Annotated in this window: 30 protein-coding genes; 14 read left to right on the top strand and 16 right to left on the bottom strand. The window is 39.4% G+C overall.

Annotated elements, in window-relative coordinates; genetic code table 11:
* Positions 1 to 1530: Ig-like domain-containing protein (locus tag BM073_RS09995; protein ID WP_175557888.1), on the bottom strand; the 1530-nt coding region annotated here is incomplete at its 3' end.
* A 615-nt stretch (positions 1531 to 2145) separates the two neighbouring features.
* On the opposite strand from BM073_RS09995, the gene BM073_RS09990 reads away from it, so the two are divergent.
* Together BM073_RS09990 and BM073_RS09985 are read left to right on the top strand one after the other, a co-directional pair.
* A complete protein-coding gene (locus BM073_RS09990; protein ID WP_091653717.1) occupies positions 2146 to 3579 on the top strand; it encodes an aldehyde dehydrogenase family protein in 1434 nt (477 codons plus the stop codon).
* A 3-nt stretch (positions 3580 to 3582) separates the two neighbouring features.
* On the top strand, positions 3583 to 4455 hold the full coding sequence (locus BM073_RS09985) for an alpha/beta hydrolase (RefSeq protein ID WP_091653715.1): 873 nt from the start codon (positions 3583 to 3585) through the stop codon (positions 4453 to 4455).
* Between the two features lie 33 nt (positions 4456 to 4488).
* On the opposite strand, the gene BM073_RS09980 is transcribed toward BM073_RS09985, so the two are convergent.
* Together BM073_RS09980 and BM073_RS09975 are read right to left on the bottom strand one after the other, a co-directional pair.
* Entirely contained in the window at positions 4489 to 4722 is a 234-nt protein-coding gene (locus BM073_RS09980) for a hypothetical protein (RefSeq protein WP_091653714.1), read from the bottom strand.
* On the bottom strand, positions 4697 to 5299 hold the full coding sequence (locus BM073_RS09975) for an RNA polymerase sigma factor (protein ID WP_091653712.1): 603 nt from the start codon (positions 5297 to 5299) through the stop codon (positions 4697 to 4699). The genes BM073_RS09980 and BM073_RS09975 overlap by 26 nt, the downstream gene beginning before the upstream one ends.
* Positions 5300 to 5635: 336 nt before the next feature.
* Between BM073_RS09975 and BM073_RS09970 the strand changes: the two genes are divergently transcribed.
* A complete protein-coding gene (locus BM073_RS09970) occupies positions 5636 to 5986 on the top strand; it encodes a DUF3127 domain-containing protein (protein WP_091653709.1) in 351 nt (116 codons plus the stop codon).
* Positions 5987 to 6012: 26 nt separating this feature from the next.
* Positions 6013 to 6471, top strand: a complete 459-nt coding sequence (locus tag BM073_RS09965; RefSeq protein ID WP_091653708.1) for a hypothetical protein — start codon at positions 6013 to 6015, stop codon at positions 6469 to 6471.
* On the opposite strand, the gene BM073_RS18085 is transcribed toward BM073_RS09965, so the two are convergent.
* From BM073_RS18085 to BM073_RS09950, 5 genes are all read right to left on the bottom strand, one after another.
* A complete protein-coding gene (locus tag BM073_RS18085) occupies positions 6461 to 6622 on the bottom strand; it encodes a hypothetical protein (protein ID WP_175557887.1) in 162 nt (53 codons plus the stop codon). The genes BM073_RS09965 and BM073_RS18085 overlap by 11 nt on opposite strands.
* A 9-nt stretch (positions 6623 to 6631) precedes the next feature.
* Positions 6632 to 7150: a 5-(carboxyamino)imidazole ribonucleotide mutase gene (gene purE / locus BM073_RS09960; protein WP_091653706.1), complete on the bottom strand. Its 519-nt coding sequence runs from the start codon at positions 7148 to 7150 to the stop codon at positions 6632 to 6634.
* Between the two features lie 2 nt (positions 7151 to 7152).
* Entirely contained in the window at positions 7153 to 8289 is a 1137-nt protein-coding gene (locus BM073_RS09955; protein ID WP_091653704.1) for a 5-(carboxyamino)imidazole ribonucleotide synthase, read from the bottom strand.
* Positions 8290 to 8358: 69 nt separating this feature from the next.
* On the bottom strand, positions 8359 to 8505 hold the full coding sequence (locus BM073_RS17955) for a lmo0937 family membrane protein (protein WP_139217474.1): 147 nt from the start codon (positions 8503 to 8505) through the stop codon (positions 8359 to 8361).
* A gap of 60 nt (positions 8506 to 8565) precedes the next feature.
* Positions 8566 to 10335, bottom strand: coding sequence for a MutS-related protein (locus BM073_RS09950; RefSeq protein ID WP_091653703.1), 1770 nt, complete (start codon positions 10333 to 10335; stop codon positions 8566 to 8568).
* Positions 10336 to 10424: 89 nt separating this feature from the next.
* On the opposite strand from BM073_RS09950, the gene BM073_RS18080 reads away from it, so the two are divergent.
* The 4 genes from BM073_RS18080 to BM073_RS09935 are packed head-to-tail and all read left to right on the top strand — an operon-like array spanning position 10425 to position 13065.
* Entirely contained in the window at positions 10425 to 10586 is a 162-nt protein-coding gene (locus tag BM073_RS18080) for a hypothetical protein (RefSeq protein WP_175557886.1), read from the top strand.
* 23 nt (positions 10587 to 10609) lie between these two features.
* On the top strand, positions 10610 to 11428 hold the full coding sequence (locus BM073_RS09945) for a hypothetical protein (RefSeq protein ID WP_091653701.1): 819 nt from the start codon (positions 10610 to 10612) through the stop codon (positions 11426 to 11428).
* A 56-nt stretch (positions 11429 to 11484) separates the two neighbouring features.
* Positions 11485 to 12162 (top strand): nitroreductase family protein, encoded by a 678-nt coding sequence (locus BM073_RS09940; protein WP_091653700.1) that lies wholly within the window; start codon positions 11485 to 11487, stop codon positions 12160 to 12162.
* A 54-nt stretch (positions 12163 to 12216) separates the two neighbouring features.
* A complete protein-coding gene (locus tag BM073_RS09935) occupies positions 12217 to 13065 on the top strand; it encodes a hypothetical protein (RefSeq protein WP_139217473.1) in 849 nt (282 codons plus the stop codon).
* A 44-nt stretch (positions 13066 to 13109) separates the two neighbouring features.
* Here the strand turns inward: BM073_RS09935 and BM073_RS09930 are convergent, their stop codons facing one another.
* The 3 genes from BM073_RS09930 to BM073_RS09920 are packed head-to-tail and all read right to left on the bottom strand — an operon-like array spanning position 13110 to position 15744.
* Complete coding sequence (locus BM073_RS09930) at positions 13110 to 13940, bottom strand: mechanosensitive ion channel family protein (protein ID WP_091653697.1); 831 nt, start codon at positions 13938 to 13940, stop codon at positions 13110 to 13112.
* 20 nt (positions 13941 to 13960) lie between these two features.
* Complete coding sequence (locus BM073_RS09925; protein WP_091653696.1) at positions 13961 to 14668, bottom strand: methyltransferase domain-containing protein; 708 nt, start codon at positions 14666 to 14668, stop codon at positions 13961 to 13963.
* A complete protein-coding gene (locus BM073_RS09920) occupies positions 14665 to 15744 on the bottom strand; it encodes a type III polyketide synthase (protein ID WP_091653694.1) in 1080 nt (359 codons plus the stop codon). Before BM073_RS09920 ends, BM073_RS09925 begins: the two co-directional genes overlap by 4 nt.
* A gap of 89 nt (positions 15745 to 15833) precedes the next feature.
* Between BM073_RS09920 and BM073_RS09915 the strand changes: the two genes are divergently transcribed.
* Positions 15834 to 16730, top strand: coding sequence for a UbiA family prenyltransferase (locus tag BM073_RS09915; RefSeq protein ID WP_091653692.1), 897 nt, complete (start codon positions 15834 to 15836; stop codon positions 16728 to 16730).
* Here the strand turns inward: BM073_RS09915 and BM073_RS09910 are convergent.
* Positions 16727 to 17836, bottom strand: a complete 1110-nt coding sequence (locus BM073_RS09910) for an NAD(P)/FAD-dependent oxidoreductase (RefSeq protein ID WP_317042653.1) — start codon at positions 17834 to 17836, stop codon at positions 16727 to 16729. The genes BM073_RS09915 and BM073_RS09910 overlap by 4 nt on opposite strands.
* A 108-nt stretch (positions 17837 to 17944) precedes the next feature.
* On the opposite strand from BM073_RS09910, the gene BM073_RS09905 reads away from it, so the two are divergent.
* Together BM073_RS09905 and BM073_RS09900 are read left to right on the top strand one after the other, a co-directional pair.
* The gene (locus BM073_RS09905) at positions 17945 to 20476 is read left to right on the top strand and encodes a zinc-dependent metalloprotease (RefSeq protein WP_091653690.1); all 2532 of its coding nucleotides are present in this window, start codon (positions 17945 to 17947) and stop codon (positions 20474 to 20476) included.
* A 92-nt stretch (positions 20477 to 20568) separates the two neighbouring features.
* Entirely contained in the window at positions 20569 to 20979 is a 411-nt protein-coding gene (locus BM073_RS09900; RefSeq protein ID WP_091653688.1) for a Fur family transcriptional regulator, read from the top strand.
* Here the strand turns inward: BM073_RS09900 and BM073_RS09895 are convergent.
* Entirely contained in the window at positions 20976 to 21206 is a 231-nt protein-coding gene (locus BM073_RS09895; RefSeq protein WP_091653686.1) for a hypothetical protein, read from the bottom strand. The genes BM073_RS09900 and BM073_RS09895 overlap by 4 nt on opposite strands.
* Before the next feature lie 151 nt (positions 21207 to 21357).
* Here BM073_RS09895 and BM073_RS09890 point away from each other — a divergent pair, with 151 nt between their 5' ends.
* The gene (locus BM073_RS09890; protein ID WP_091653685.1) at positions 21358 to 21831 is read left to right on the top strand and encodes a YcxB family protein; all 474 of its coding nucleotides are present in this window, start codon (positions 21358 to 21360) and stop codon (positions 21829 to 21831) included.
* 363 nt (positions 21832 to 22194) lie between these two features.
* Here BM073_RS09890 and BM073_RS09885 read toward each other — a convergent pair whose 3' ends face one another.
* Positions 22195 to 22695 carry a fasciclin domain-containing protein gene (locus tag BM073_RS09885; RefSeq protein ID WP_091653683.1) on the bottom strand — a complete coding sequence of 167 codons (501 nt, stop codon included), beginning with the start codon at positions 22693 to 22695 and terminating at the stop codon, positions 22195 to 22197.
* A gap of 182 nt (positions 22696 to 22877) precedes the next feature.
* Between BM073_RS09885 and rlmH the strand changes: the two genes are divergently transcribed.
* Positions 22878 to 23351: a 23S rRNA (pseudouridine(1915)-N(3))-methyltransferase RlmH gene (rlmH, locus tag BM073_RS09880; protein ID WP_091653681.1), complete on the top strand. Its 474-nt coding sequence runs from the start codon at positions 22878 to 22880 to the stop codon at positions 23349 to 23351.
* Between the two features lie 99 nt (positions 23352 to 23450).
* A complete protein-coding gene (locus BM073_RS09875; RefSeq protein WP_091653679.1) occupies positions 23451 to 24290 on the top strand; it encodes a hypothetical protein in 840 nt (279 codons plus the stop codon).
* A gap of 240 nt (positions 24291 to 24530) precedes the next feature.
* Here BM073_RS09875 and BM073_RS09870 read toward each other — a convergent pair whose 3' ends face one another.
* Together BM073_RS09870 and BM073_RS09865 are read right to left on the bottom strand one after the other, a co-directional pair.
* Positions 24531 to 25046 carry an FKBP-type peptidyl-prolyl cis-trans isomerase gene (locus tag BM073_RS09870; protein ID WP_091653677.1) on the bottom strand — a complete coding sequence of 172 codons (516 nt, stop codon included), beginning with the start codon at positions 25044 to 25046 and terminating at the stop codon, positions 24531 to 24533.
* An 11-nt stretch (positions 25047 to 25057) separates the two neighbouring features.
* A complete protein-coding gene (locus BM073_RS09865) occupies positions 25058 to 26758 on the bottom strand; it encodes a capsule assembly Wzi family protein (RefSeq protein ID WP_091653675.1) in 1701 nt (566 codons plus the stop codon).

Below are 26758 nucleotides of genomic sequence, written 5' to 3'. Positions count from 1 at the left end.
CAGACTTGGAGTCTGGGTTGTACCCTCTCCGTCTGCGCTGGTGTACCAGATTACGCTGAATCCTTCTCCTACCGTTGCGGTCGCTGTTAGGCTCGTGAATGGCTCAGTCTCGCAGATCTCCTGATCTCCTCCGGATACCGGAGCAGCAGGGGCTGCATTGATCGTCAAGGTCACCGGAGTTCTTGTCAAACTCTCACAACCTGTCTCATCGTTGATTGCTGCTGCATAGTAAGTAACTGTTCCTACTTCAGTCAGGCTTGGAGTCTGGGTTGTACCCTCTCCGTCTGCGCTGGTGTACCAGATTACGCTGAATCCTTCTCCTACCGTTGCGGTCGCTGTTAAGTTCGTGAATGGCTCAGTCTCGCAGATCTCCTGATCATCTGCTTCCGGAGCTGATGGCGCTGGGTTAACAATAACATTAATTTGCGCTTTAGAGCTCTCACATTCCCCTTCTTTTAACTGAGATATAAAAAATGTTGATTGGCCAGCGATATCTCCGTCTATAGTAGGAGCTGATTGAAGTAAATTTTGATTTTCGTCGTACCAAAGGATTTCATATCCTTCTGCCGGAGTGACGGAAAGAAGCTGATCTCCAGATCCTTCACAAAATTCAAAGTTTGCAGGACTCGGTGCAGGTGACTCTGATGGTTTAATTATTTGTATTTGCTCTATAACAGAACATCCTCGCTCATCAGTTACTGTTACGTTATATACACCTTCAGAAAGGCCCGTTTGATCTTCATCCGAGGCAACTAGTCCACTTCCATCTTGCGTAGTCCATGCATAAGTATATTGACCCAAACCTCCTTGAACTGTGATATCAATCGAACCTGTAGAGTTTGGAGAACAATCATCGTCTACTTTAGTGTATGATAATTGAAGATTAGGATAAATAGATACGGTTTTGATAATTGTTTTTGGAGGTAAAAGACCACTTGTCACTGTTAATGTAACATCATATTCCCCAGCTGATCCAAAATCAAAATTTGGATTTTGGAGATCACTAGATCCTAAACCATCAAAATCCCAACTCCAATCATAATTTCCAACTTCACCACCAGTGGTCTCATCAGTAAACTGAACAGAAAAATCATCACAATTAGTTAAAAAATCAAAATTTGCAACCAAAGGAGTACGAACTAACAATCCTTCACCTGACCAGTAACATTGAGAGTTCCCAAGGTTAGCAGGACATAAGCCATTACCTGCATTTCCTGTCCTCCAAGTCATATAAATATTTTTTAGTTCAATCTCTTGACCGGCTTCTAGTGTGAAAGGTGCTAACTGATAATATTCAATTCCATCATTTGGGACATTTTCTCCAGAAAAAAGACAATCAAATCGAGTAGAACCTTCTTTTATTCCATCAATAAAAATTTCATACTGAATGTAGAGATTGTAGGCGTTACTAGAACTACCACCGAACCGTGCAAAAATAAAACCTTCAATAACGTCCCCCGGTTCAAAATCCGCATTTGGATCTATTACTTTTCCATCAGAATCTCTAAACTCTAAATCTGTAATTGTCACATTATTTTGAGGACAACCTGGAGGGTTATTCGGGTTGATTATCAAAGGAGGAGTTCCACTAAATTGTGCTACACTTAACGAAGTGAAATTGAAAAAAGCCAAAAACACCAAAAAAATCCTGAAGTAAATTGAATATACTCTGAACCAATGATTTATCTGACTTAAAAATCTACAATATTTTATCAAATGGCTTAATCGGTTAATGGATAAAGTGTCCATATTTTTTGTAGTTAAAATTTCGAGTTCGTAAACGTTGCTCTATACTGTACCTTTTGTGGTCACAACCTCAGTTCAAATTCCTTTTCCTGAAGTCCAAAATCATTTCTCTTTTTTCAATAAACCTTTGTTTACTGAACCTAAATTCTATTAGACTATAAAATTTATGTCGTAAAAATACACTTTTTTGTTTTTCATCACCAAACAATTGGTGATTTATTTTTTGATAAAAAGCAGTTTTTTAGATGTGAAATGAAAAAATATTGCATTAAAACGCATTTTTGTTTAAGGATTTTTGTATTTACTTAAACAAAATGGGAAAAGTTGACAAAAATCATAAAAACTTGATCAGCAGGTTTTTGAAATATTAGCCCGAATGAATTTTACTATATTCCCTCTATGGAAGATCAAAACATTCAAACCCCTCCTTCAGAAATTGCTTCTGTTTTTGAGAGCCAACAGAAAACTTCAATCGCATGGAGAACCTCTACATTGGAGGAAAGAAAGGATCGGTTAAAAGTAATAAGGACTTGGATACAAGCTCATCATTCCCAAATACATGAGGCTCTTAGGAAGGACTTTCGAAAACCTAAAACTGAAACTGACTTAAGTGAAGTTTTTCCTGTCACTTCTGAAATTAACCATGCCCTAAAAAACCTCAAATCCTGGATGAAGTCTAGATCCCAGAGCACTCCTCTTCCCATGCTCGGAACAAAAGCTTACATCCAGCCAGAACCCAAAGGAACAGCTCTCATCATCGCCCCTTGGAATTACCCTTTTAATCTGGCTATTGGCCCCTTGGTTTCTGCAATCGCTGCAGGATGTACAGCAATCATCAAACCTTCTGAAATGACGCCCGCGACTTCCGCTCTCATTGAAGAAATGATTTCAGAAATATTTCCCAAAGATCAGGTTGCTGTATTTCAAGGTGATGCAGAAGTTTCCAAAGAATTACTAGCACTCCCTTTTGATCATATTTTCTTCACCGGAAGTCCTCAAGTAGGAAAGATCGTGATGGAAAATGCTGCTAAAAACCTCAGTTCTGTCACTCTGGAATTAGGCGGGAAATCACCGGCGATTGTTACTGAATCAGCTGATATCCAAGACGCAGCCAAAAAGCTCATCTGGGGAAAACTGGTCAACTGTGGACAGACCTGTGTGGCTCCAGATTATATTCTCGTTCATGAAAGCCAAAAAGATCTCCTATTGAGTGAACTAAAAATTGGAATTCAGGAAATGTATGATCCTAAATATGAAGGGATTGAAAAATCTCCGGATTTAGCTCGTATCGTGAATGACAGACATTTTCAGAGACTGGATGACTACCTGAATGATGCTGAAGAAAAGGGGGCAGTTATTGAATTTGGAGGTAAAAGAAATCAGCATCACCGCTATCTGGAACCCACCCTGATTACGGGAATTTCTGACTCTATGAAAATCGCTGAGGAGGAAATATTTGGACCCATTTTACCCATCATCACCTATTCTGAACTTCAAAAGGCCATCAATTATATCAATGCCAAACCTAAAGCCTTGGCCTTGTATGTATTTTCTCAGGAAAAAGCTGAACAGGAATTGATCCTTCACCAAACCAGCTCTGGCAATGCTGTGATTAATGACTGTGTTTTACATTTCCTCCATAATGAACTCCCCTTTGGAGGAGTGAACAACAGTGGTATTGGAAAAGCCCATGGATATCATGGATTTTTGGCATTTAGTAATGAAAAGGGAATTTTGAAGCAACGTGTTGGACTTAATAACGTTACTCTTCTCAGACCTCCCTACGGACTAAAAACAAAACAGTTGATTAACTCCTTAATAAAATGGTTCTAAAAGATGCTGGCTAAACTCCCCTTCAAAAAAGCAGAGTTATTTTTTTTCTTGGCTTTTAGCTTCCTAATTTTCTCTTGCAATCCAGAAGAAAACCTGGACCCAAACGCACCTTTACCTGCATTGGAGCTTTCCAATGTCTCTTATGGGTCCGATATGCGGCAGACTATGGATGTTTTTCTTCCAAGAGGAAGGAGTATGGAAAACACCCCACTCCTTATATATATTCACGGAGGAGCTTGGATTGATGGGAGCAAAGATGAGTTTGCTCAGGTTAAACCATTATTGGATCAAGCATTTCCAGAATATGCGTATGTAGCAATCAATTATAGACTTTTTGATTTTTTGAGTAGGCAAAATCCATTTCCAACTCAGGAAAATGACGTCAAGAGCGCAATAGAATACATTATTTCACAACAAGACGAATGGAATGTAGGAAACCAAATTGTGATAGCCGGAGCAAGTGCGGGAGGACATTTAGCCCTTTTGCATGGCTATAAGAATCCTGAGATAGGGAATATTCAAGCGGTAATTGCTTTCTTTCCCCCGACTGATTTAGCTGAACTATTTAATTTCAACTCTTTGACTGCATTGGGACTTACAGAAATTCTTCAAGGGACACCAGAAAACAAACCCCAAGCATACTTGGAATCCAGTCCGAGTAATTTTATAAACAGCAATTCTGTGCCTACCATATTTTTCCATGGAACAGCAGACACAGTTGTCCCCATTTCACAGAGTGATCTTTTAAAAAATAAACTCCAAGAAAACTCAGTGCCTCATGAATTCAGGAGAATTGATGGTCAAGGGCATGGTTTTACTCCTTCCACCAATGTGGAGTTGATAAAGGCTGCCTCAGCTTTTATACGTGCCAACTAATAAAAAAACCCCGCCGAAGCGGGGTTACCAGTATCAGACTTTTTGAAGTCCCGTAGATTTAGCTTTCAACTTGATAGCTTGTACTACTTTTTCCGAAGGATTGATTTGGAGTAAATCCAATTGCTCTATCGCGCTCAGCAATTCCATGTAATCTTGCATCAGGTTTTCATCTTTGTGCAAGGCCTGCATTAAGAGCTCTTGTTCTACCTCCGGCATTTCCTGATAGATATATCTAATCAGGTCATTTGGGGTAAATGGTTTTATCATAGGCAAAATTTAATTGTTTCATTTTCTTCCTCAGATGGATCAACGCATATCGCATTCTCCCCAGAGCAGTATTGATACTTACTCCTGTCTGATCTGCAATTTCCTGAAAACTCATGTCCATATAATGTCTCATGATTAAGACTTCTTTTTGAGCTTCAGGCAACTCCTCTATTAAACGCTTTACTAGATCGATTTCTTCTTCTCTTACCTGTTTTTCTTCTGCATTTCCATCAGAAAATTTCAGAGAATTGAAAATATTCGAACCATCCTCCATCATAATGGTAGGATAGCGACGGGATTTCCTAAAGTGATCAATCGCCAGGTTATGAGCAATTCTCATAATCCAGGGTTGAAATTTACCCTCCTCATTGTACTTATCTGAGTTGAGAGTTTTTACCACTTTCACAAAAACATCCTGGAGGATGTCCTCAGCCAAATCCTGGTCTTTGACGATCAGAAATATGGTGGTGTAAACTTTAGACTTATACCGATCTACTAAATGATCAAAAGCAGCTTCACTGCCATTTCTATACTGAGCTATCAACTCGCTGTCCTTAGGACCTATTCGCTTACTCATTTGATTTAGTTTATGAAGAACGTAAAAGTCTAAGCCATAGTATTTTTTTAGAGTGGAAGATTTTAAAACAATTTTAAAAGTATGCTTTTGATACGTTGGATGCAAAGAAAAAATGGAGCAATTCCAGAAATTTCTTACTTGCCAAAGTATATTTTGCAGAACTCAAATTCTCTTACAATTCATTTTAAAATATTAAGAGAGCACTTGCTTAAAACTCAATCTTAATGCCAAGAATTGTTAAAAAAATAATTTGAGGCCTTTTGTTTTCCCACGCCTAAAACCAGACTTTCCCTGCTTTTGCTTACCTTCGTTTATCAAGTAAATTAATTAGTAAAAATGGAATTAAGCGGAAAAGTAATTCAAAAACTACCTGAGGTAAGTGGAAATTCAAAAAGCGGAAATGCTTGGAGAAAGCAGGAATTTATTATTGAAACTCCAGGTCAATATCCTAAAAAAGTATGTGTTGCCATTTGGGGAGATAAGATCGATCAATTCGGAATGGAAGTGGGTGAAAATGTCACAATGAGTGTGGACGTAGAAAGCCGTGAATATAACAATCGTTGGTATACAGAAGTCAAAGCATATAGAGTTGATAAAAACAGTGGTAATGGATCCGCTCCTTCTTCCAATGCTCCTGAAGTAGATACCTTTTACTCGGATAGCGAAGAGGATAAATTACCTTTCTAAAAACTAGCCAATAAAATTTTTTAAGCATGTGGGACGACTTTGATGATGAACCTGACTTCGAGGAAGATGGGGAATTTGATTACCGCAAGGAACAGGAGAGAATTTTCAAGCATCCTTTGATGAAGAAATCGAAGGAAATCATCGGCTTGACCAGAGCCTTGGTAGGAAGCTTGGATGAAGCAAGAAGAGAATTATATGGCAATATCATGATGGAAGACGCAGCCATCATGAGTGCCAAGTTCAGTGCTGCTGAAAATATCCCTGATTACATCACCAAAATGGAAAACGCGGTTCTCATGAAACTCCATGCCAAAAGTCTCAATTCCATGACCTATCAACTGGCTTTGGAAGAAACACATGCTGAAGAACATCTGGAATTATTAAGAGTGGCAATCGAAGACTTTAGAAAGCTTTTTCTTTCTTGGATTACAACTTTTGATTCTGACAAAAAATCTGATGACGGGTGGGGAATGTTTATGGATTAAGCTGCCCTGAGGCGAACTTAAAGCCTAGATAGGCCCCTCCTGCCATCATCACAATGGCAATAAAAATCAACAATAAGAGCACATTCAAGGGGATTTCCCAGGGGACATCCCCAATTTTGAATTTGATGACTCTTTTCCATTTAGAACTCATAATCAGAGCTTAGCTGTCTTTAAGCATTCCTTTCCAGCCTAAGGACTCAAGGTCTTTGGCAGTTTTTTCAACCTTAACCTTCAAAGAGTTTTTAAACTCATCTAAATTCTTTCCAATCTTAGGCTCATAGGCCCCAATCATAGATGCTGCTAAGATTCCAGCGTTTTTCGCACCATTCAAAGCAACTGTAGCTACTGGAATTCCGCCTGGCATTTGAAGAATTGAAAGCACGCTGTCCCAACCGTCAATGGAATTGGAACTCTTAACAGGAACTCCGATAACAGGCAAACTAGTCATGGAAGCAACCATCCCGGGTAAATGTGCAGCACCACCGGCACCTGCAATAATTACCTTTAAACCTCGATCTCTGGCTGACCTTGCATAATCAACCATGCGATCTGGCGTTCTGTGGGCAGAAACTATAGTCACTTCAAAACTTACCCCCAACTCTTCCAAAATAGCGGCTGCTTCTGCCATGATCGGAAGATCAGACTGACTTCCCATTATTATTCCTACCTGTGGATTCATGCTTATGCTTTTATTTTAATCAAATCTTTAATTCGCTGTGCTCTTACTTTTAACTGCTCTATATCCTCGTCCAATAGAGTTACATGCCCCATCTTTCTAAATGGTTTGGTCAGCTTTTTACCATACAGATGGATGTAAACTCCTTTCTCAGATAAGGCATCTTCTTGACCTTCCACAATTGCCTCGCCTGTAAATCCGTCTTCTCCCAGTAAATTAATCATGGCAGCAGGACATCTTAATTCTGGATTTCCCAAAGGCCAATTCATCACAGAACGTAAATGCTGCTCGAATTGGGAAGTAAAATTGGCTTCTATAGTATGGTGTCCGCTATTATGTGGTCTGGGTGCAATTTCATTGACTAAGACTTCCCCGGACTTTGTTACAAACATTTCCACTGCCAAAATACCTACCATATCCAGCTTGAGAATGACTTTTTTAGCAATTTCTTGGGCTTTCTTTTCCACAGAATCTGCTATCTCAGCTGGCGCAAAAAGAAATTCTACCAAATTGGCTGTAGGGTGGAAAGCGCATTCGACCGCTGGGTAGGCAATCAAGTCTCCCTTTTTATTTCTAGCAACAGTCACCGCAATCTCTTTGTCAAAATCAATGAGCTTTTCCAAAAGGCCCGGTGCATCAAAAGCTTGATCCAAATCAGATTCACTCCTTAATATCTGAACCCCTCTTCCATCATAGCCTTCTTTTCCCAGTTTATTAACAGCTGGTAAAAAGCCTTTATTTTTTACAACTTCAGCTTTGTTTTCTGTCAAGATAAACTCAGCTGTAGGAATTCCATTTTTTTGATAGAACTGCTTTTGCTCTCTTTTATCCTGAATCAGTTTCAAAATATGAGGCTGTGGAAAAACCTGCTTTCCTTCGGATTCCAATTTGGCTAATGCGTCCGCATTAACACTTTCAATTTCCACTGTAATCACATCACAGTCTTGCCCAAAGGCATAAACCGTATCAAAATCTTTGAGTGATCCACAGGTGAATTTTTGAGCCAAGTCCTTGCAGGGAGCTTGGGGATCTGGGTCCAAAATATGAATATCCTGATTGTAATTGATGGCTGACTGAATGAGCATGCGTCCCAGCTGCCCTCCACCCAACACACCGAGAATGGATGATTTTTCGCTTTTCATTAGGCCAAAAATAAAACAATCTGAAGGATTATCCTTCAGATTGTTGATATCGCTGATTTTTACCGGTTCTTATCTGCCCCGAATCAATCTTAAAATGATTGATACCAGTGCCAATACCAGCAAAATATGGATCAATCCTCCTACACTATACACGAAAAAACCCAAGATCCAACCAATAACTAAGATAACCGCCACTAAGTACAAAAGTGAATTCATAGTAGTAAAATTTAAGTGAAACAAAGATTATTCAAGATACAAAATCAAAAAATATGGTCCTCACCTTTTATGGAACTTTATGCCCATCAGCTCCATCAGTTTATGAGCATTAAAGCTAGGGCATGGTCCTTTTTTCAACTTGTAATCAAAGTCAATACTCCGGTCATGTATTTCTGAATGAAAGCTATAGTTTTTCACATAGGGAATCTGAGCTTCCAATGAGGCCAATTCTATATCATGGGTACTAATGATGCCCAAAGCCTTACTATCTTTTAATTGCCGAATCAAAGCCTCACTTCCAGCTATTCTATCCTCGGTATTGGTGCCTTTCAGAATTTCATCCAAAAGAAAGAAAACAGGAACTCCAGATTCAATCAAATCAATTAGGGTTTTTATCCGATTAAGCTCTGCATAGAAGGAACTCACGCTTTCACCCAAACTATCGGTATTTCTCATACTGGTATAAAGCTGAAATTGGCCCAATTCCATCTTTTCCGCAAAAGGTCTCAATCCAATGTTTACCAACACAATATTCACTCCCAAAGTCCGCATGAAAGTTGTCTTCCCTGACATATTAGACCCTGTCAAAAGGCTGAGCTTTTGCTTTTCCGAAATCGAAAAATCATTAGCCACGGCTTTCCCCTTAGGCAAAAGCGGGTGATATAGAGCTGTCGTTTCCAATTCCAATCCATTTTTTATGGAAACTTCTCCATCAGCTTCCAATTCAGACCGGAATGCTGCCAAAGAAATCCAAACCTCCCATTTGGACAAAATATGAGGATAATTGCTGACTAATTTTCCAAACCGAGCTTTCCATTTGACCATCTTGTAATAGAGCAAAAGGTCAGTCCAAAAGAATAAATTGATTGGGATATATAAGATATTGATCCTGTTTTGAACCCAAAGTCCCAGGCTATCCAGCTCTTTGAGAACTTCGGATGCTCTATGATTTTTCTCTTGAAAAACTTCCAAATCTCTTAGCAGGGCCGATGATTCAAATCGCTGATTCTCCAAAAGAACTAACCAGTTTTTGAAGGTCTTTAAAGTTGACTGAGAAGGGATTTTTTCTGCTGCCAGTTGCAAGGGTTTAAAAACAAATCCCAATAAAGCCATCCCAATCAGTACCCAAACTCCCAAAAAAGCTGAAGGAACTAGGTTGATGTAGACCAATACCCCTAAAGTGATCCCTCCTAAAAGGCCCAAACATCCTACAAAAAATGACCATGGAACTCTTTTATCCTCGGATTTTAACCAATCCTCCCATTGATGATGCTTGACATCTGAATTGAAAAAGGCCTTCCCAACTGCTTCAAAGGCTTTCAGAAAATCAGGAGATTCTGCTAACTCATCTATAGCTTTCCGGTTTTGTTCAGATTCCTCAATGGCAATTGGTGATTTCAATAAATTCGCAAGCTGATTTTTTGCCTCATGGCTCACAGTATGGTTGAGCAGCTGAAAAACTGAATGGCTTCCAAAAAGATCCAAATCATTGCAGAAAGGGTGTTTTTTATCCAAATACTCTATACCTGGGTCTAAACTTTCCAATTTTCTTTCCTGCCTCAAATTCTCATTTTGATTGATCTGATCCAAAGCCTTGTATACGGCTTCTTGGTCTTTCCAAAAATTATAGGACTTGATCAGATGAATAAACAGGATAATAAAACCAAACCATACCAATCCCCAAATCAAGGATTCTGCTATCATCAAAACAAAAAAGCCTATTAATCCCAGGAATGTCAGCAGCCTCAAAAAAGACAGAGAGGCAGTTTTTTTCCTGAGTTTGGAAATTTTATCCTCTAAGTCAGCGTTTTTAAAATCAAAATACTTCATCCCCAAATATAGGTCATTGACTGATCACTGTCAGAAAGAAACCTGTTGACTTTGACAGAGCCAATACTTGTCCTAACTTTAAACACGCTATGAAAAGCAAGAAAAAAAAGAATCCAAATGAGGAATCAGAGGAGTTTGATATGGGTTCACTCGCCAATCAAGGAATTTTTCCGGAAGATGTATCTTTCACCAAAAATATTGGATGCGCAAGTAATTCCTCCAAAGGTGCTAACAAATCAAAGCCTAAGTAATTTTTAACCATTAATTAAAATCCATGAAAAAACTATTCAATATAGCTCTGGTAGGGCTTTTATTCCTAGGCTTGCAGAGTTGCTCAGACTCCAGCTCTGTGTTTCCTGAGCCAGATTTATCTGCAGTTAATGATGAAATCGCTGTCAATAGAGTTTATGAAGACATGGACAACTACACCTTGACGGTCTTGGAATCCAGTGGTCTTGGAGCTAGAATTATGGCTAGCCAAAATGAATCAATCTGCGCTGGTGTAGATATCAATGTCAATAGAGATACTAAAAAGATTATTGTTGATTTTGGTCAGGGATGCACCAGTTCTTCGGGCATCACCAGAAAAGGAAAGGTAATCCTGGATTACACAGGTAATTTTCTCTTTCCTGGAGCCTCTGTCACTACTACTTTCGATGGCTATGAAGTGGAAGGATTGAAAATAGAGGGAAGGCGAAAAATCACCAACACAGGCATAGATCTAATTAATAGCAAAGTGAATTTGACTGTAGAGGTCAACAATGGAAAAGTCACCTGGCCGGATAATACTTTTGTAAGCTTTAATTCAGAACAAGTAAGGTCGGTCAGTCTGGGAAGTCAGGGATATCAGATTGAAATTACAGGAACTGCCAATGGTAAGGGAAGAGCCGGAGCCAATTTTAATTCTTCTACTATCTCCCCTCTTACAGTTACTCAAGACTGCGTGGATTCAGGAGTGTTAATCCCTAGTAGCGGAGTATTGGGCTTTGTATCGGGAGGGGCTGAGGTTAGAATTGACTATGGAACAGGGGCCTGCGACAAAACAGTCATACTCACTTATCCGGGTGGTTCTAAAGAAATTACATTTGATTAAACTTCAAAGAATCAATTCAAACGGCTATCTTTCTCAGGTAGCCGTTTTTTATTGCCATGGAAAAAAAACTAATCAACGGTCATCTGCATATTTCCTACAGAAGACCCAAGTACTCTGATCAAGAGAGCCAGACTGCTGCAAAAAACTACTTTGAATTTATGAATCAAAGGAGGACTGTACGGGAGTTTGACTCTAGAAATATCCCCTTGGACGTGATGGAAAATATCATCCGCACAGCAGGAACAGCACCATCGGGAGCTCATAAACAGCCCTGGACATTTTGCTTGATTTCTGATCCGGAAATGAAAAAGCAAATCAGAATTGCGGCAGAGGAAGAGGAAAAAATAAGCTATACAAGCAGAATGCCTGAGTCCTGGAAAGACGACCTCGCTCCATTGGGTACGGACTGGGAAAAGCCCTTTTTAGAAATTGCTCCCTATTTGATAGTTGTTTTCAAACAGTCTTATGGAATGCAGGATGGAGAAAAGGTTCAGCATTATTATGTAAATGAATCCGTAGGTATAGCCTGTGGTTTTTTGATTGCCGCCATTCATCAAGCAGGGCTTGTGACAGTTACTCATACCCCCAGCCCTATGAATTTCCTTTCAGATATCCTCCAAAGGCCCAAACATGAAAAGCCATTTCTCCTTTTGCCAGTTGGCTATCCAGCAAAGGAAACCTATGTGCCAGACATTGAAAGAAAGCAATTAGAAGAAATTTTGATCAGATATTAAACCTGAATATTGTTTTTGCATCTAATGCATGTAACAAACATTAACCATAAAGCGATGAAATACAGGCAAACAAAACATCTACTGGCTTTCTTAATGGCATTTTTATTTTTAGTAGGATGCCAAGAAAATGAAGATTCTGTACTTGTTCAAGAACAAGACAGTGTAGAAGCATCACAGGAGACAGAGTTCACTAACTCCTTGGAGGATATTGATGAGGTGGTCCTAACAGGCTTTCAAAGAAATGATTTTGGGGATAGAAACATGGTTGCTTTAGAAGAAGACCTATGTGACCGGGCTATAATCACTTGGTTGCCAGGAGAAAAAACCATGATCATTGACTTTGGTGAAGGATGCAGCAGCCCAAGGGGTGTCATTCGAAAAGGTAAAATCATTGTAAAATATACTGGGAGATATTGGGCACCTGGAACCGTTATCACCACAACTTTCGATAATTACTATGTGAATGAAAGGAAAATTGAAGGAATTAGAGTTGTAAAAAACCTTGGTTTCGACGAAAGCTCCAAGAGCTTTACCTTTAACATGGTTGTAGAAGCAGGTAAAATGATTTGGCCTGATGGAAGCTTTAGAACTTTTGCATCCAGACACCAGAAGAAAGTCTTTTTACCAAGTGCATCCTCAGATGGATTGAGATGGGAACTTACTGGTACCACCATAGGTAAAAACCGAGAGGGAAAAGAGTTCAAATCAGAAATTCTCCAGCCTTTGATCTTTTTTCAAAGATGCGTGGCCAGTGGCATCAGAATCCCTAGCAGTGGCATCCTGGCAAGAAAACTTGAAGGTAAAGCATTGCTTACTATCAATTTTGGAGACGGAACATGTGATAGGGAAATCACCTTATCTAGAGGTGACCGAAGTAAAACCATCACTCTTCCTAGAGATTAAAATTTAGGCAATAAAAAAGGCGATCATTTGATCGCCTTTTTTGTTTAACTGATTTCTGCTTTGTGTACCACTCGCTGAGGGAACGGAATTTCAATGTCATTTTTCTCAAACGCATCATTGATAGCTTCCATACCATCCCAATATAATGGCCAAACGTCCGAAGTCTTAGCCCAAACTCGAACTGATAGATCAAGAGAGCTATCTCCGAAATTAGTCAGATAAACTACTGGAGCAGGATCTTTCAATGCTCGCTCGTCCTTATCAAATACATCAAGGATTATTTGTCTCGCTTTTTTGATATCAGTTCCATAGGCTACTCCGACTGTTAAATCGGCCCTTCTATTCTCCTGAGTATTCATGTTGACAATATCGTTGTTAGCCAGACTACCATTTGGAATAATAATCTCCTTGTTGTCAAAAGTCGTCATGTGAGTATAAAGAATATCAATTTTTCTCACCACACCTGTATGACCCTGAGCAACTATCACATCACTCACTTTAAAAGGCTTGAATAGTAAAATCAAAACTCCTCCTGCAAAATTGGATAAGGAACCTTGCAGTGCCAGACCAATCGCCAAACCTGCTGCACCCAAAATTGCTACAAAGGAGGCAAACTCAACTCCAATCGTGGTGGCAACCCCGATAAATAGGGTCACATTTAAAATTACTTTGACAACTCCTACTAAAAAGTTATTCAACGAGGGGTTGTCATCCCTCTTTTCTAGGACTCTTTTAAAACCCTTTACAAGCTTGTTGACTATGAAGCGACCTACGACATAAAAAATGATCGCATAAATTATTTTGGGAACAATGGTATAGGCTAGTTCTATGCCCTGTTCGGTAATTTTTGATAAGGTTTCTGGTGTAATTTCCATTGAAAATGATTTAGTTTAAATTAAACAAATGAAATCAGGATTTGCCATCGGAAGGCCCAGTACCACTTTATTTTCCAGGATTTGAATCCTGACGCTTTCAAAATATTCTCCCAATCCTCTCTCGAAAAACTCCTCAGCACAGAAAGCGGCGCATCGTTTTGAACCATTTCAGATCTGCTGAAAATCCGGGTCAACCACTTGATACTATAATACGCAAGTGGATGGCGATGCAGATCGTTAATGATAATTCCCACCTTGGCTTTCTTTCTAAAAGCAGAAAGTAAATCAACCAATTCTTGGGAAGTAAAATGATGTGTAAAGAGCGTACAGGTAATGATATCTACCCGATGATTTGAAAAAGCCGGGTCAAAAACATTCTGAATTGTCCAGTCAATCTCCGGCTTATCTGCTAACCTAACCCTCGCGAGGTCTATAATGTTCCGATTTGCGTCAATTCCGGTAAATTTCAGCTTAAAATCATGGGAAATTGCCCAATCATCCATGACTCGGATCATATCTCCACCTCCACAGCCTATATCTGCCACTGAAAAAGTTTTATCAGTTGAATTTCCAATCAGCTTTCGAAGTCCATTGGTAGTCACATAATTACCTCCCAAAAGCTTGTTGATAGTTTTGAGCTCCTTTAGAGTTTGTTCCAGTTCTTCCCCAGAGCATTCCAAATCGTCCATCAACTCTTTGTCTTCGCAGCGTTGTGAAAATCGGCTCATGCTTTTTCCAGTAAAAGAGTTTCCAAAGTCAAGCCGGGGCCAAAACCCATTGAGAGAATATCTCCTTCAATCTCCACATCCTTCATCATTCTCGACAATACAAATAAAATTGTCGCGGAAGACATATTGCCAAATTGCTTCAATACTTCCATGGCGTGAAAATTCACTTCTTTTCCCAATCCGAATGCTTCCTGAACTTTTGCCAAAATCTGCATTCCTCCCGGATGAATTGCAAAATTTTTGATCTTGGACAGGTTAAACTTGTCCTCAAACATTGCTTTGAGTTGCTGGATACCCCCGTCCAAAAGGCTTGGAATATATTTGGTCAACTTCATTTCAAAACCAAAATCACCTATTCCCCAAGCCATATCCTGCTCGCCTTCTCTCAGCACTCTACTTAGGTAGGATTTGATCGCCAAACCTGAGGGACTGGACGAAACCAATGCCGCTGCCGCCCCATCTCCAAAAAGAGAATTGGCCAAAATATTATCTTCTAAATAGTCCTTTTGGAAATGAAGGGTGCACAACTCAACCGTAACTACCAGTACCTTGGCCTGAGAATCCGAGCGGATAATTTTATCGGCTAACTTCAATCCTGTAAAGGCAGCATAACAACCCATGAAGTGAACACAATAACGTTCCACAGTATCTTCCAAGCCCAACCTTTTCATTAATTCCAATTCCACTCCCGGCGCAACCATTCCCGTACAGGAAACCAGAATCAAGTGCGTGATTTGATCTTTGGAAATATGGGACCCAGAGATACAGTTCAGAACAGCTTCCTCGCAAAGTCTAGGTGCCTCTTGAGTAAAAACACCCATTCTTGATTTGGTGCTGGGAAAGGGCTCCAGGTTTTTGCTTTTAGGAAAGAATTCAAAGTCTTCATGGTTAGCTTTTTCAAAATCAGTCAAAACGCTAAACCGGGTATTGATTCCTGATTTTCTGTATAAAAATGAAAGCTTCCGCCCTTCTCTCTCATCTAATCCGTGAGCAATTTTCATAAATCCGGCAATATCTTCTTGAAGAATGGGATTACCAGGATTTGCCAATCCTATACTGTTAATAAAAGTGCTCATAAGATCAAGTTAACTGAATATTTCTAAATTAGATGATTACCAAGTAAACCACACACTATTCTAAAGGTTATTTAGCCTAAGTTTACGATATGATCACTCGTTCCAGTTTAAAGCACCTCAGGATTCCATTTTCTTTATTCCTGCTTCCAGTCTACTTTTTTGCCTTGGCACTGACTCCAAATCTAAATGGAGAGCGAATGCTGTGGGTTTTTTTATCCTTGCATTTATTTCTTTACCCATCCAGCAATGGCTATAACAGCTACTTTGACAAGGATGAGGAAAGCATAGGAGGAATTAAAAATCCTCCCAAAGTAACCCCGGATCTTTATTGGTTATCCCTTGCTTTTTTTGCTATAGCTTTGATTTTGGCTTTCAAAATCAGCTTCGCCTTCAGCAGCATGCTTTTGGTCTACGGATTAGTCAGTATGGCTTATAGCCACCCATCCATACGCCTTAAAAAATATCCTTGGCTGAGCTGGTTGATAGCCGGGCTTTTCCAGGGTTACTTCACTTTTGCAATGGCTTATGCAGGCTTGAGTGATTTTGGTTGGAATATTTTTCTAAAACCTCATGTACTTATTCCAGGGATGTTAACTTCCTTGATGCTTTGGGGTAACTATCCTTTGACACAGGTTTACCAGCATAGAGAAGATGCCAGAAGAGGAGATATGACTTTGAGTAGATATTTGGGGATCAAAGGAACATTTGGATTTTCAGCGCTGATTTTCGCTCTTACAGGAGCTGGATTCATTTGGTTCTTTCTGGATAGAAATCAGGAGTACTTCTTTTGGGTGTATTTGGGAGCCATGGCCCCTATCATTCTTTACTTTCTGCTTTGGTTTAATTTCGTCAGAATCAATCCTGAAAAGTACGCAAACTACTCTTGGACCATGGGGATGAACAGTATTTCAGCTTTGATTCTGAATGCCTTCTTCTTTTATTATTTTCTAGAAAACACTCAAATTTTGCAGGTTTTGGCCTATTAGATAGGTGTACCATGAGTGTTTTTCATGATCACTTTACCGATGGCAGGAAAATCTGACAATAAAAATCTGGCAAAAGAGGAAGCTGATTCCGAACCAAATAAACGTTGGACTACCCTTCCAACTCTCAGCCTTCGGCTAAAATTCATATTCCAATTTCTTTGGTAATTTTTCTCTACCTCCTCTCTGGAATCAAATCTATGAATGGCCTCTGCTGCCAGTTTTCCAGAATGAATCGCCATTGCCATTCCATTTCCACAAAGAGGAGTAATCAAACCCGCTGCATCACCCGCCATCAGCACATGATTTTCTACCGGTCTTTTAAATTCAAAATTGATCTCATTGATCACCTCTGGCTTTTCGAACAAAAAATCACTTGAATTGAAAATTTCTTTCAATCTAGGATTCTTAAACAAAGTTTGAGCCTCCATCTCCGGAATAGAACCATATTTTCTCAGCTCATCGCGGGATCCTAAATAACATAGATTAAATTTTTCTTCCTCGATGGCATTTAGCCCACAATAGCCTGCTTTGAAATTATGAAGAGCAACGGTTTCTTTGGAAGCGTCAGTTCGGATATGGTATTTGACCCCAATGTAGGGACTACGTTTTTCAATAAAAGGCCGATTCAGGACTTTATCGAGTTTAGATCTTTTCCCATGGGCAGCTATGACGAATTCAGCTTCATAAGTACCTTGATCCTGAGTAATTACTTCGAATACACCAGAGTTAAAATTGATATTTTCGACTGGCTTATTTTGTAATAATTCCACGCCCAGTAGTATTGCCTGATTGGCTAAAAAATCATCTAATAAAAACCTACTGATTCCAAAGCCACCCAGATCCAAATCCATAGAAACAGTATTCCCCTTTGTATCTGAAAATTCAAATTTGGAAATGGATGGGAAATGTGCTGTCTCAGGGAATAGATTTTCCCTTTTTAAAAAATCTAAAACCTCATTGGACACATATTCCCCACAAACCCTGTGAAAAGGATATTGCTTTTTTTCAAACAGTTGGACCAAGTGTCCATTTTTGGCCAATTGACAGGCAGCTATCAAACCAGCCAGCCCTCCACCTACTACGATTACCCTTTTCTTAATCAACAATGTTCTGCCTTTAACTCTATGAATAAACCGTCCATCAAAAATTAAGTTTCAGAGTTTACACTTAGCTCTTTTTGAAGGTTATTTAAATCGAAAATAAAACTAATACTTATGAAAAACACGCTACCCAAATTTCTGAGGAGATTTACATTGCTGATTGGGTTGCTTGGTGTCATGTTCTATTCTGAGGATGCTTTTGCTCAGAGAAAGAAAAAGAAAGATTCCAAAAACACCCCAGCAGCCACTACTCCACCAGCTAGACCCCAAAATGGTGGAAATAACAAGGGCCCAAAACCCTACAAGGATGTCATCACTAAAGATGCAAAATCCAAAACCGGTTTATTCAAAGTTCATGAAATAGACGATAAATATTTCTATGAAATTCCTGATTCCTTGTTTGGCAGAGATATGTTGATGGTGACCACCATTGCAAAAACTGCAGACGGAATCGGATATGGAGGAGAAAGAACCAACACCTTGATGCTTCGATGGGAGAAGGAGAAGGATGCAGTCCTTTTGAAAGTAGTTTCAGTGGATAATTATGCCGCCGATTCTTTACCTATCGCAAAGGCTGTTCAAAACTCCAACTTGGAGCCAATACTTCAAAGATTTGACGTTAAATCCAAGGCCACAGACTCAACGGGAACTGTAATTGAAGCCACTGATTTATTTGCAAAAGATGTGCAGGCTCTAGGTCTTCAGAGAAATAGAAGAACACAGTACAGAGTGCAGCGATTGGATGGAGATCGATCTTACATCGTTCATATCAATACCTACCCTATCAATATTGAAGCCCGTTATGTTTTGACCTATGCGGCTGCTGAGCCACCATCAAACAGCTCAACAGGATTGATCACTTTGGAAATGAATTCCTCTATGGTTTTACTTCCAAAGGAGCCAATGATGCAACGTCTTGCTGACCAGAGAGTGGGTTGGTTCGGTAGATCCTATGTGGATTATGGTGCAGATGCACAAAAAGCCGAATCACGTAGATTCCTGGATCGTTGGAGACTGGAAGTGAAAGAGGAAGACATGGAGAAATTTAAGCGTGGAGAATTGGTAGAGCCTAAAAAGCCTATCGTTTATTATATCGATCCTGCTACTCCTACCAAATGGGTTCCTTATCTAAAGCAAGGTGTGGAAGATTGGCAAAAAGCTTTTGAAGCGGCAGGTTTCAAAAATGCTATTATTGCGAAAGAAGCTCCTTCTCCAGAAGAAGATCCTACCTGGAGCCCGGAAGATGCTCGTTACTCCGTTATCCGCTACTTTGCATCTGACATTCAAAATGCCTACGGACCTCACGTATCTGACCCTAGATCCGGAGAAATCATCGAATCAGATATCGGCTGGTATCATAACGTGATGAACCTATTGAGAAACTGGTACTTCATCCAAACAGCTGCTATCAACCCAGAAGCTAGAAGTGTGAAGTTCAAGGATGAAGTAATGGGAAGGTTGATCCGATTTGTATCAGCGCACGAAGTAGGTCATACCCTTGGTTTGCCACACAACTTCGCTTCTTCTAATGCATACCCTGTTGAAAAACTACGTGATCCAAAGTTCACGGCAGAAATGGGAACAGCTCCATCTATTATGGACTATGCGAGATTCAACTATATCGCTCAGCCTGAAGACGAGGGTGTAAGTTTAATGCCAGATGTAGGGCCTTATGATAAATATGCTATCGCTTGGGGCTACAGACCTATTCCGGATGCAAAAACTCCTGAGGAGGAGTTGCCTACTCTGGATCAGTGGATCTTGGCGAAAAAAGGTGACCCTGTATACAGATATGGACGTCAAGGAAATTCTTATGATCCAACGACACAAAGTGAAGACTTGGGAGATAATTCCATGAAAGCTTCTGAGTATGGAATTAAGAACCTAAAGAGAATCATGCCTAATCTAATGGAATGGACCGCTGAAGAGGACAAGCCTTACAAAAACTTCTCAGATTTAGAAGAAATGTATGGACAGGTCTTAGGTCAGTTCAATAGATACATGGGACATGTTAGAACCCATGTGGGAGGTGTAATGGAAGTTTACAAAGCGACCGGTCAAGGTGAGCCTGTATACACACACAACCCTAAAAACCTTCAAAAATCAGCTGTAGCTTTCTTGAATGAGCATCTATTCAAAACTCCATCTTGGATGATGGAAGAAGAAATTATTGCGAGAACAGGCGACTTTGGAGCTTTGGAAAGAATCAGAGGGTTACAAGTAGGTACTCTAAACGGAATTCTGGAGTGGGGCCGATTGGGAAGAGTTATCGAAAACGAAGCTCTCAACGGAAACGATGCCTATAAAATCACAGAATTATTCGATGATTTGAGAAAAGGTATTTGGACTGAACTTCCGGCAGGAAGAAGCATAGACGTACACAGAAGAGCACTACAAAGAGCCCATATCGAGAGATTGGAGCTATTGTTGACAGGAGAAGAGCCAAATGTGCCGGCAGCATTCAGAAGATTTGTAGGACCTCAAATCAACGCTTCTCAGTCTGATATCAGACCGATGGCTAGAGGAGAACTGAAAACCCTTCAAAGACAAATCAGATCTGCTATTCCGCGAACTTCTGACACCATGTCTAAGTTACACTTGGAGGATTTGGCAGAAAGAATCGATCAAATTCTGGATCCAAAATAATTGGATTCCAGATATATCAAGAAAGGCGTCCAATTCTGGGCGCCTTTTTTTGTAAAAGTTCAAATTCCTTAATTTGCAGAATAATTGAACGCATGTTGACACCGCTTTCCATATTAAAAAGACATAAGCTACGCATCACTGACTGCCGCTTGGATATTATTCAGGAGTTTTTGGATAGACAGGTAGCCTTGGCGCATAGTGACCTGGAAAACAAACTGGAGAATCAATTTGACCGGGTAACTATTTACAGAAGCCTCAACACTTTTTTGGAAAAGGATATTATTCATAAAGTCTTGGATGATAGCGGAGCCACTAAATATGCATTATGCTCTCATGAAGATGAGCATGAGCACGATCATGAGCATGTTCATTTCAAATGCGAAATCTGTGGGGAAACAACCTGCTTGGACAGCATCAGTTTGCCTGACATCAAACTTCCAAAAGGCTTTAAGAAAAAAGAAATGAGCTTATTGGTGCAGGGGGTTTGTGAAAAATGCCATTAAACATCTACTGGTTCAGGAGACTTTTTCGGGCTTTTTGGGCTAGTCGGCCAGATGACACCGGGAGGCAAATCAATTTTAGGTGGGCTTTGATTTTCAATCCCACCATCTCCATCATCACCATTACTTTTTCCCTTTTTTAGAGAATTTTTAGTCATTGTGGCTACAAAGTAAATCACAATCACATAGGCAAAACCCGCTAAGAAAAGGTTGATAACCAAACTGCTCATAGAGAAAAATTTTACTTAAGATAAATCAATACACTTTTTAAATCAATGACTTAGGCGAATTGTTTCTTAATTTCTAAAGTATCTATCATTTTATTCGGCTTGTTTTATCCCTAGGATACTTGGATATTTGCGGTCTGAAAATCGAAAAGTGATGATTGTTAAAACTAAAAAATACCAATTACCAACCGGAACATATATTAAGATGGGCCTTACCAGTGTTTTGAAAGAGCAGTGGTGGGTGATTCTGATAGCCTTGGCCATTTGTTGCGGATATTTCTGGATTGCATCTATCTGGTGGATCATAGGAGCCTTGATAGCTTATGGTTTATATGTGCTGTTTTGGGCGATTCAGTTTACTGGAGTAACTCAAATGGAGCAAAACAAAGTGATCTTCGAAAAGATGGCTTATGAAATTGATTCCAGACAAATTCTGATGAAGATCAATGCCCGTCAGGGAATGCCTGTACAATGGAATATGATCAAAAGAGCTGAGATGGGAAAGGACGCGTTTATACTTTACATGTCTAAAGCGCAGTTTATTCACCTTCCATATAAAATTTTCAATTCGGAGAATGAGAAAAAATTCATGGAGACTATTCTGAAAAGAAAAGAACTGATAAAATAAATCTGATTATCCGCAATCATGCCAGTTGCCTTATTTTTCTTGCTTGACAGGCAGGAAGACCGATGACCGAAGACGGAAGCTTCCGGATTCTGATCCTTTAAGCAGACAATAAGCCATATTTTTGCAAATACTGTTAAGAAAGCGGATATCCATAAAATAAAAAATTGATTCTCTTCAATTTCACAAGTTGCCATACTTCTCTGGCTTGACTGATTGGAAGATCGAAGAGCAAAGCTTACAAATTTAGATCTTATCCCCCAAGCTAATGGTAATCTGAACATACCAGCTGGCTTAAAAAAGGATCTTTAAAAATAAAAAATGCCTGTCTTTCGACAGGCATTCGTTTTTCTTCGACTTTAGATCTTACATCGGAGGCAAGATCACTTTATCAATTACGTGCACTACACCATTATCTGCTTCGATATCAGCAGCAGTTACAGTTGCATCATTGATCATAGCTTTTCCGTCTTTCAAAGTTACAGTCACAGCACTACCTTGCACCGTAGTAGCCTTCTGACCATTTTTCAAGTCTGTAGACATTATTTTACCTGGTACGACATGGTAGGTCAATACTGCTACCAGTTTGTCTTTGTTTTCAGGCTTCAATAAATTCTCTACCGTACCTGCTGGCAAAGCAGCAAAAGCATCGTTGGTTGGTGCGAATACAGTAAAAGGTCCGTCACCTTTCAATACATCTACTAGGTCACCCGCTTTCACAGCTGCTACAAGCGTAGAAAGAAAATCTGTACTTACCGCCAAGTCAACAATATCTGCTTCTACTTCGTGCACATTTTGGGTTCTAGGAGCAAAAGCTGAGGCAACAAAAAACATGGCCAGAATTAAAATACTTCCAATTTTTTTCATGATAGTTAAGAGTTTTGGTTTAGGAATAGAAAACCTCCACGCTAAAGGATTGTTTGTGAGGACTTTGTTAAGAAATTTTAAATGGACTTTAGGTGATTAGGACGGTAACAAAGTCCAATGAGTGGTAAAAATTTAGTCCAAAATCAAAAAAGTAAAACCTGAAGAAATTTGCATCTTTGACTATGCTGATCAAAATAATTGCAATAGGAAAGACAGATCATCCTGCTATTCAGGAATTAACAGAACTCTATTCCCAGCGAATAGGACATTATCTCAGGTTTGAATGGGAGATAATTCCTGATCTTAAAAACACTAAGTCTCTGTCCCAATCTGCCCAAAAAGAAAAAGAGGGAGAGTTAATTCTAAAGAAAATCAATTCATCCGATGAGTTAATATTATTGGATGAAAATGGAAAAAGCTTTGATTCCGTTGGATTTTCAGACTTTTTGCAGAAAAAAATGAATGCTGGAATCAAGCAGTTATTCTTCGTAATCGGGGGTCCCTATGGCTTCTCGGATGCGGTATATCAAAGGGCCAATGGAAAAGTATCTCTTTCCAAAATGACCTTTTCCCATCAGATGATTAGGCCATTTATTGCGGAGCAAATTTATCGAGCCATGACCATTTTAAGAGGAGAACCCTATCACCATCAATGATTTATCTAAAAAAAAGTATGTTAAGTTTTTCCAAATATTTTTTCCAATGTTACCAAATTGTTAACTTTATGATATATTTGGTAACATTGACATTACAAAATGAAGATCAAATCATTCCTAACCAGTCTCTTTTTCTTGCTGAGCATGCTTGCTGCATGGTCCCAGGAGAGCTCTGTGTTACCGAATGACCTTCCTTTTGAAACTGACATAGAAAAATCCCTTTGGGAAAAAAGTCTAAGCGAATCAGATTATTTGGCACTTTTTAGAGCGGTACATGCCGAAAATGAAATGCAAGCTCAAAAATGGGAAGAGCACATTTCAACATTAGACAAGAAATTTGAGAAAAAGGGAAAGAGCCTTAAGTTCGTCCGTACCCTATTTGAAAAGAGTCATCAAAATTTATTCAAAACCTACGAGCAGCACGCTACTTTCAATCAAATGCTATCCGAAGGCAAGTTCGACTGCGTGAGTGGTACTGCGACACTTGGAATGATTTTGAATAAATATGGATTTGACTTCGAAATCGTAGAGACCGATTATCATGTATTTTTAATTGTCAATGTAGACCAAAAGCCTATAATTTTGGAAAGCACTTTGAGAATTGGTGGGATGATTACCAATTCAGGAGAGGTAAAGAATTATTTAAAAGCCTATGCTCCGGAAGAGGCATCCAGCTATTTGGATTTGAGACAAAGAATCGGTAGTCCCAATCAACCTGAAAGTGAAAAAACCATTTTTAGAAAAATCAACTTGACCCAATTGGCTGGATTGCAATATTACAATGATGCTATTTTGCATTTCAACGAGCAATCCTACCGAGTAGCGGCAGTACAGTTAGAGAAGGCTTATAAACTTTACGAGTCCGAAAGGATTGAAGGATTGAAAGACCTTGCCATTGATCAGGCCTACAAAAACTTGGGTATAGATCTAAGAAAATAAAAAAATGGTCTCTTTCCCCCGAAAAGAGACCTCGCTGACTTTTGCCGATCACCCCGATTCTTTCCAGTCCTTTAAAAAAATCACATCAAGAATACCAAAATAAATAAGAGTAAAGCTATTCTTGCTATCCAAACTTTGACTGTATCCATTTCGATTGTGGGTTATAAAATCAAATTTATAGAGCAAACTAAATCTATACAATACGACAAATGCCCTATCTTGAGACAGGGCATTTATCATTTAATCATGATGATGGCCTCCTGGGCCATGAACATGACCATGTTCTATTTCTTCTTTTTCAGCCTCACGAATTGCTACTATCTTTCCCTCAAAGTATAAATCATAACCAGCCAGAGGTGGATTAAAATCCATATGAACTCCTCTGTAGTCGACCTTGATGATTTCTCCCCGCATTTGATTTCCCTTATCATCTTGCATGGGAATTACTCTTCCGACTTTGAGAATATCCTTATTCTTTTTCCCGTCCTCTTTGAAATTTGCCTTAGGTATAATGACTTTTTTATTTTCATCATAGTCTCCATAGCCATTTTCAAAGTCAATGAAAACTGAGAAGGTATCCCCAGCTTTTTTCCCTGCCAACACTTCCTCCAATTTTGGAAGTACATTTTGATGTCCAAACAAAAACGGAAATGCTTGAGCTTCTCCTACCTCTTCAAATAACTCCTGACCGGACTCTCCGTCGTCTACCTTTAAGGTGTAAGCGATCGAAACCACTTTATCTTTTTCAGCTATCATTATAAATTTGATTATTTGAATAAATAAGCAACACCCAAATGTGCCACGGAATTCTTTCTGTCAAAACCAGGGACAAAATATTGATCCGGCTGGTTTTCGAGGAACCATTTGTAATTGAGGGTATTGACATATTGAAATTTGCCACTGACCAGAATATTTCCAAATCTCCAGTCTGCCACTAAGGAAGGCACTAAATCCACATATTTATTTCTAAAATCCTTAGAAGCTTCATATCTGTAATAGTAGAAATCATTATTGTAGACAATTCGCTCCATCTGAAATCCGATTCGGTTCATTTGATCCACCCATGCGAATTCCACAAAAATCTGATTACTTCCTGGACCATTTCCGACTCCTAAAACCTGCCCCTGATGAGTATATCCATGTCGCACGTGATCATGGATGTACCAGGTACGAAGTTGTCTGATTTCTTCCCGAATAGTCTGACCGGTTTGAGTCATTTCAGAACTAATCTGGAAATACCTTCCTTGCTTTTTCAAAGGCATCAAGTGGGAAAACCCAAAGGTAAATGCCCTGCCTTTTTCTGGAGTGATCATAAAATCTCCTGTTCTGAAGCTATTTCCACGAGTCCCATATTCACCATAAAATTCAAAATGGCCTTCGGCACTCAACCATCTGAAAAATCCTGAGCTGAATTGTTGCCGCTTGTCGCGAATAGGATCTTCGACATTTTCAGGGCCCTTTCTACCATTGAAAACAGGCAAGCCATCTGCAAAGCTTGTCATATCTTCTCTGTACATATGGTTCACAGAGCCATATCCTAAGAATAAACCAGGAATCCATTTAGGCTGATAAGTCAAAACTAAGCCTCCCAAGTAGCGGTCTCCATTTTCTCTTTTTGGAATGAGAACTGGATTTTGCTGGATAGAATAATCAGGATGAGGAGGTGCAAAATCCGTAGATTTCAAAAACCCGGAAATCAGTTGTCCTTCAAAAGAACCGATTTTGGATTGAACAGGCTTTCTGGTATTAAGAGTAAAATGGAGAAAACCCGGAGCATTATTTCCTAAAAGAAGGGAGTTTCTTCGACCCGGACCCCACCATAAATTTTCAGTAGAAACCCCAATCGAATATTCTTTATAATTATACCTCAAGCTAGACTGCCCCAAAAAGAATTTATTGTAAGAACCAGTCCCAAATCGCTCAGGCATTTCTATCCTATTCATGTATTCATAATAAAATAGGATGGTGGCCTGATGCTCGATCGGGAAACCTATGTAATCTTTGTTTTGCGCGAGCAAAAGCTCGGGTTGAAGCTGCAGTGAAAGTCCCCCATATTCTAAATAGGTCCCTATACTGAGTAAGTGCTGTAAACCTCTATTGGGTATAAAAGCTCCATCATTGGTTCCAAATGCATAAGTAGAGTTATACTGCATTCGATAAGAAGCAGGAAGCAATAGAAACTTACCTTTTTCTTCCGGGCCAAATCTTCTATGCGTTCGACTTTGGTCATAATCCACTACCGAACTATCCAAATCAAATCCATCCTTAACTCCAAAAGCTTCGGTAGGATATAATGGACGAATCATCCAACTGGAAGATGAATCAACTTTTCCCAAGAGTTGAGCTCTTCTCAAATACTCATCTAATAAGGGAGTACCAATTGGGATGGTTTGCGAAAAAGCTGGATAAAAGCTAATCGCAAAAAAAACCAAAATCAATGACTGTTTGAATGTGTTTTTGTACCCCAT

The sequence above is a fragment of the Algoriphagus ornithinivorans genome, assembly GCF_900115305.1.
GTDB classification, from domain to species: domain Bacteria; phylum Bacteroidota; class Bacteroidia; order Cytophagales; family Cyclobacteriaceae; genus Algoriphagus; species Algoriphagus ornithinivorans.
This window is presented reverse-complemented; position numbering and strand designations above follow the sequence as displayed.

Bases quoted from the DNA above. Each gene is read 5' to 3' on its own strand.
- BM073_RS09990 (WP_091653717.1), top strand. From the start codon at position 2,146: ATGGAAGATCAAAACATTCAAACCCCTCCTTCAGAAATTGCTTCTGTT.
- BM073_RS09985 (WP_091653715.1), top strand. From the start codon at position 3,583: ATGCTGGCTAAACTCCCCTTCAAAAAAGCAGAGTTATTTTTTTTCTTG.
- BM073_RS09980 (WP_091653714.1), bottom strand. From the start codon at position 4,722: ATGATAAAACCATTTACCCCAAATGACCTGATTAGATATATCTATCAG.
- BM073_RS09975 (WP_091653712.1), bottom strand. From the start codon at position 5,299: ATGAGTAAGCGAATAGGTCCTAAGGACAGCGAGTTGATAGCTCAGTAT.
- BM073_RS09970 (WP_091653709.1), top strand. From the start codon at position 5,636: ATGGAATTAAGCGGAAAAGTAATTCAAAAACTACCTGAGGTAAGTGGA.
- BM073_RS09965 (WP_091653708.1), top strand. From the start codon at position 6,013: ATGTGGGACGACTTTGATGATGAACCTGACTTCGAGGAAGATGGGGAA.
- BM073_RS18085 (WP_175557887.1), bottom strand. From the start codon at position 6,622: ATGAGTTCTAAATGGAAAAGAGTCATCAAATTCAAAATTGGGGATGTC.
- purE (WP_091653706.1), bottom strand. From the start codon at position 7,150: ATGAATCCACAGGTAGGAATAATAATGGGAAGTCAGTCTGATCTTCCG.
- BM073_RS09955 (WP_091653704.1), bottom strand. From the start codon at position 8,289: ATGAAAAGCGAAAAATCATCCATTCTCGGTGTGTTGGGTGGAGGGCAG.
- BM073_RS17955 (WP_139217474.1), bottom strand. From the start codon at position 8,505: ATGAATTCACTTTTGTACTTAGTGGCGGTTATCTTAGTTATTGGTTGG.
- BM073_RS09950 (WP_091653703.1), bottom strand. From the start codon at position 10,335: ATGAAGTATTTTGATTTTAAAAACGCTGACTTAGAGGATAAAATTTCC.
- BM073_RS18080 (WP_175557886.1), top strand. From the start codon at position 10,425: ATGAAAAGCAAGAAAAAAAAGAATCCAAATGAGGAATCAGAGGAGTTT.
- BM073_RS09945 (WP_091653701.1), top strand. From the start codon at position 10,610: ATGAAAAAACTATTCAATATAGCTCTGGTAGGGCTTTTATTCCTAGGC.
- BM073_RS09940 (WP_091653700.1), top strand. From the start codon at position 11,485: ATGGAAAAAAAACTAATCAACGGTCATCTGCATATTTCCTACAGAAGA.
- BM073_RS09935 (WP_139217473.1), top strand. From the start codon at position 12,217: ATGAAATACAGGCAAACAAAACATCTACTGGCTTTCTTAATGGCATTT.
- BM073_RS09930 (WP_091653697.1), bottom strand. From the start codon at position 13,940: ATGGAAATTACACCAGAAACCTTATCAAAAATTACCGAACAGGGCATA.
- BM073_RS09925 (WP_091653696.1), bottom strand. From the start codon at position 14,668: ATGAGCCGATTTTCACAACGCTGCGAAGACAAAGAGTTGATGGACGAT.
- BM073_RS09920 (WP_091653694.1), bottom strand. From the start codon at position 15,744: ATGAGCACTTTTATTAACAGTATAGGATTGGCAAATCCTGGTAATCCC.
- BM073_RS09915 (WP_091653692.1), top strand. From the start codon at position 15,834: ATGATCACTCGTTCCAGTTTAAAGCACCTCAGGATTCCATTTTCTTTA.
- BM073_RS09905 (WP_091653690.1), top strand. From the start codon at position 17,945: ATGAAAAACACGCTACCCAAATTTCTGAGGAGATTTACATTGCTGATT.
- BM073_RS09900 (WP_091653688.1), top strand. From the start codon at position 20,569: ATGTTGACACCGCTTTCCATATTAAAAAGACATAAGCTACGCATCACT.
- BM073_RS09895 (WP_091653686.1), bottom strand. From the start codon at position 21,206: ATGAGCAGTTTGGTTATCAACCTTTTCTTAGCGGGTTTTGCCTATGTG.
- BM073_RS09890 (WP_091653685.1), top strand. From the start codon at position 21,358: ATGATTGTTAAAACTAAAAAATACCAATTACCAACCGGAACATATATT.
- BM073_RS09885 (WP_091653683.1), bottom strand. From the start codon at position 22,695: ATGAAAAAAATTGGAAGTATTTTAATTCTGGCCATGTTTTTTGTTGCC.
- rlmH (WP_091653681.1), top strand. From the start codon at position 22,878: ATGCTGATCAAAATAATTGCAATAGGAAAGACAGATCATCCTGCTATT.
- BM073_RS09875 (WP_091653679.1), top strand. From the start codon at position 23,451: ATGAAGATCAAATCATTCCTAACCAGTCTCTTTTTCTTGCTGAGCATG.
- BM073_RS09870 (WP_091653677.1), bottom strand. From the start codon at position 25,046: ATGATAGCTGAAAAAGATAAAGTGGTTTCGATCGCTTACACCTTAAAG.
- BM073_RS09865 (WP_091653675.1), bottom strand. From the start codon at position 26,758: ATGGGGTACAAAAACACATTCAAACAGTCATTGATTTTGGTTTTTTTT.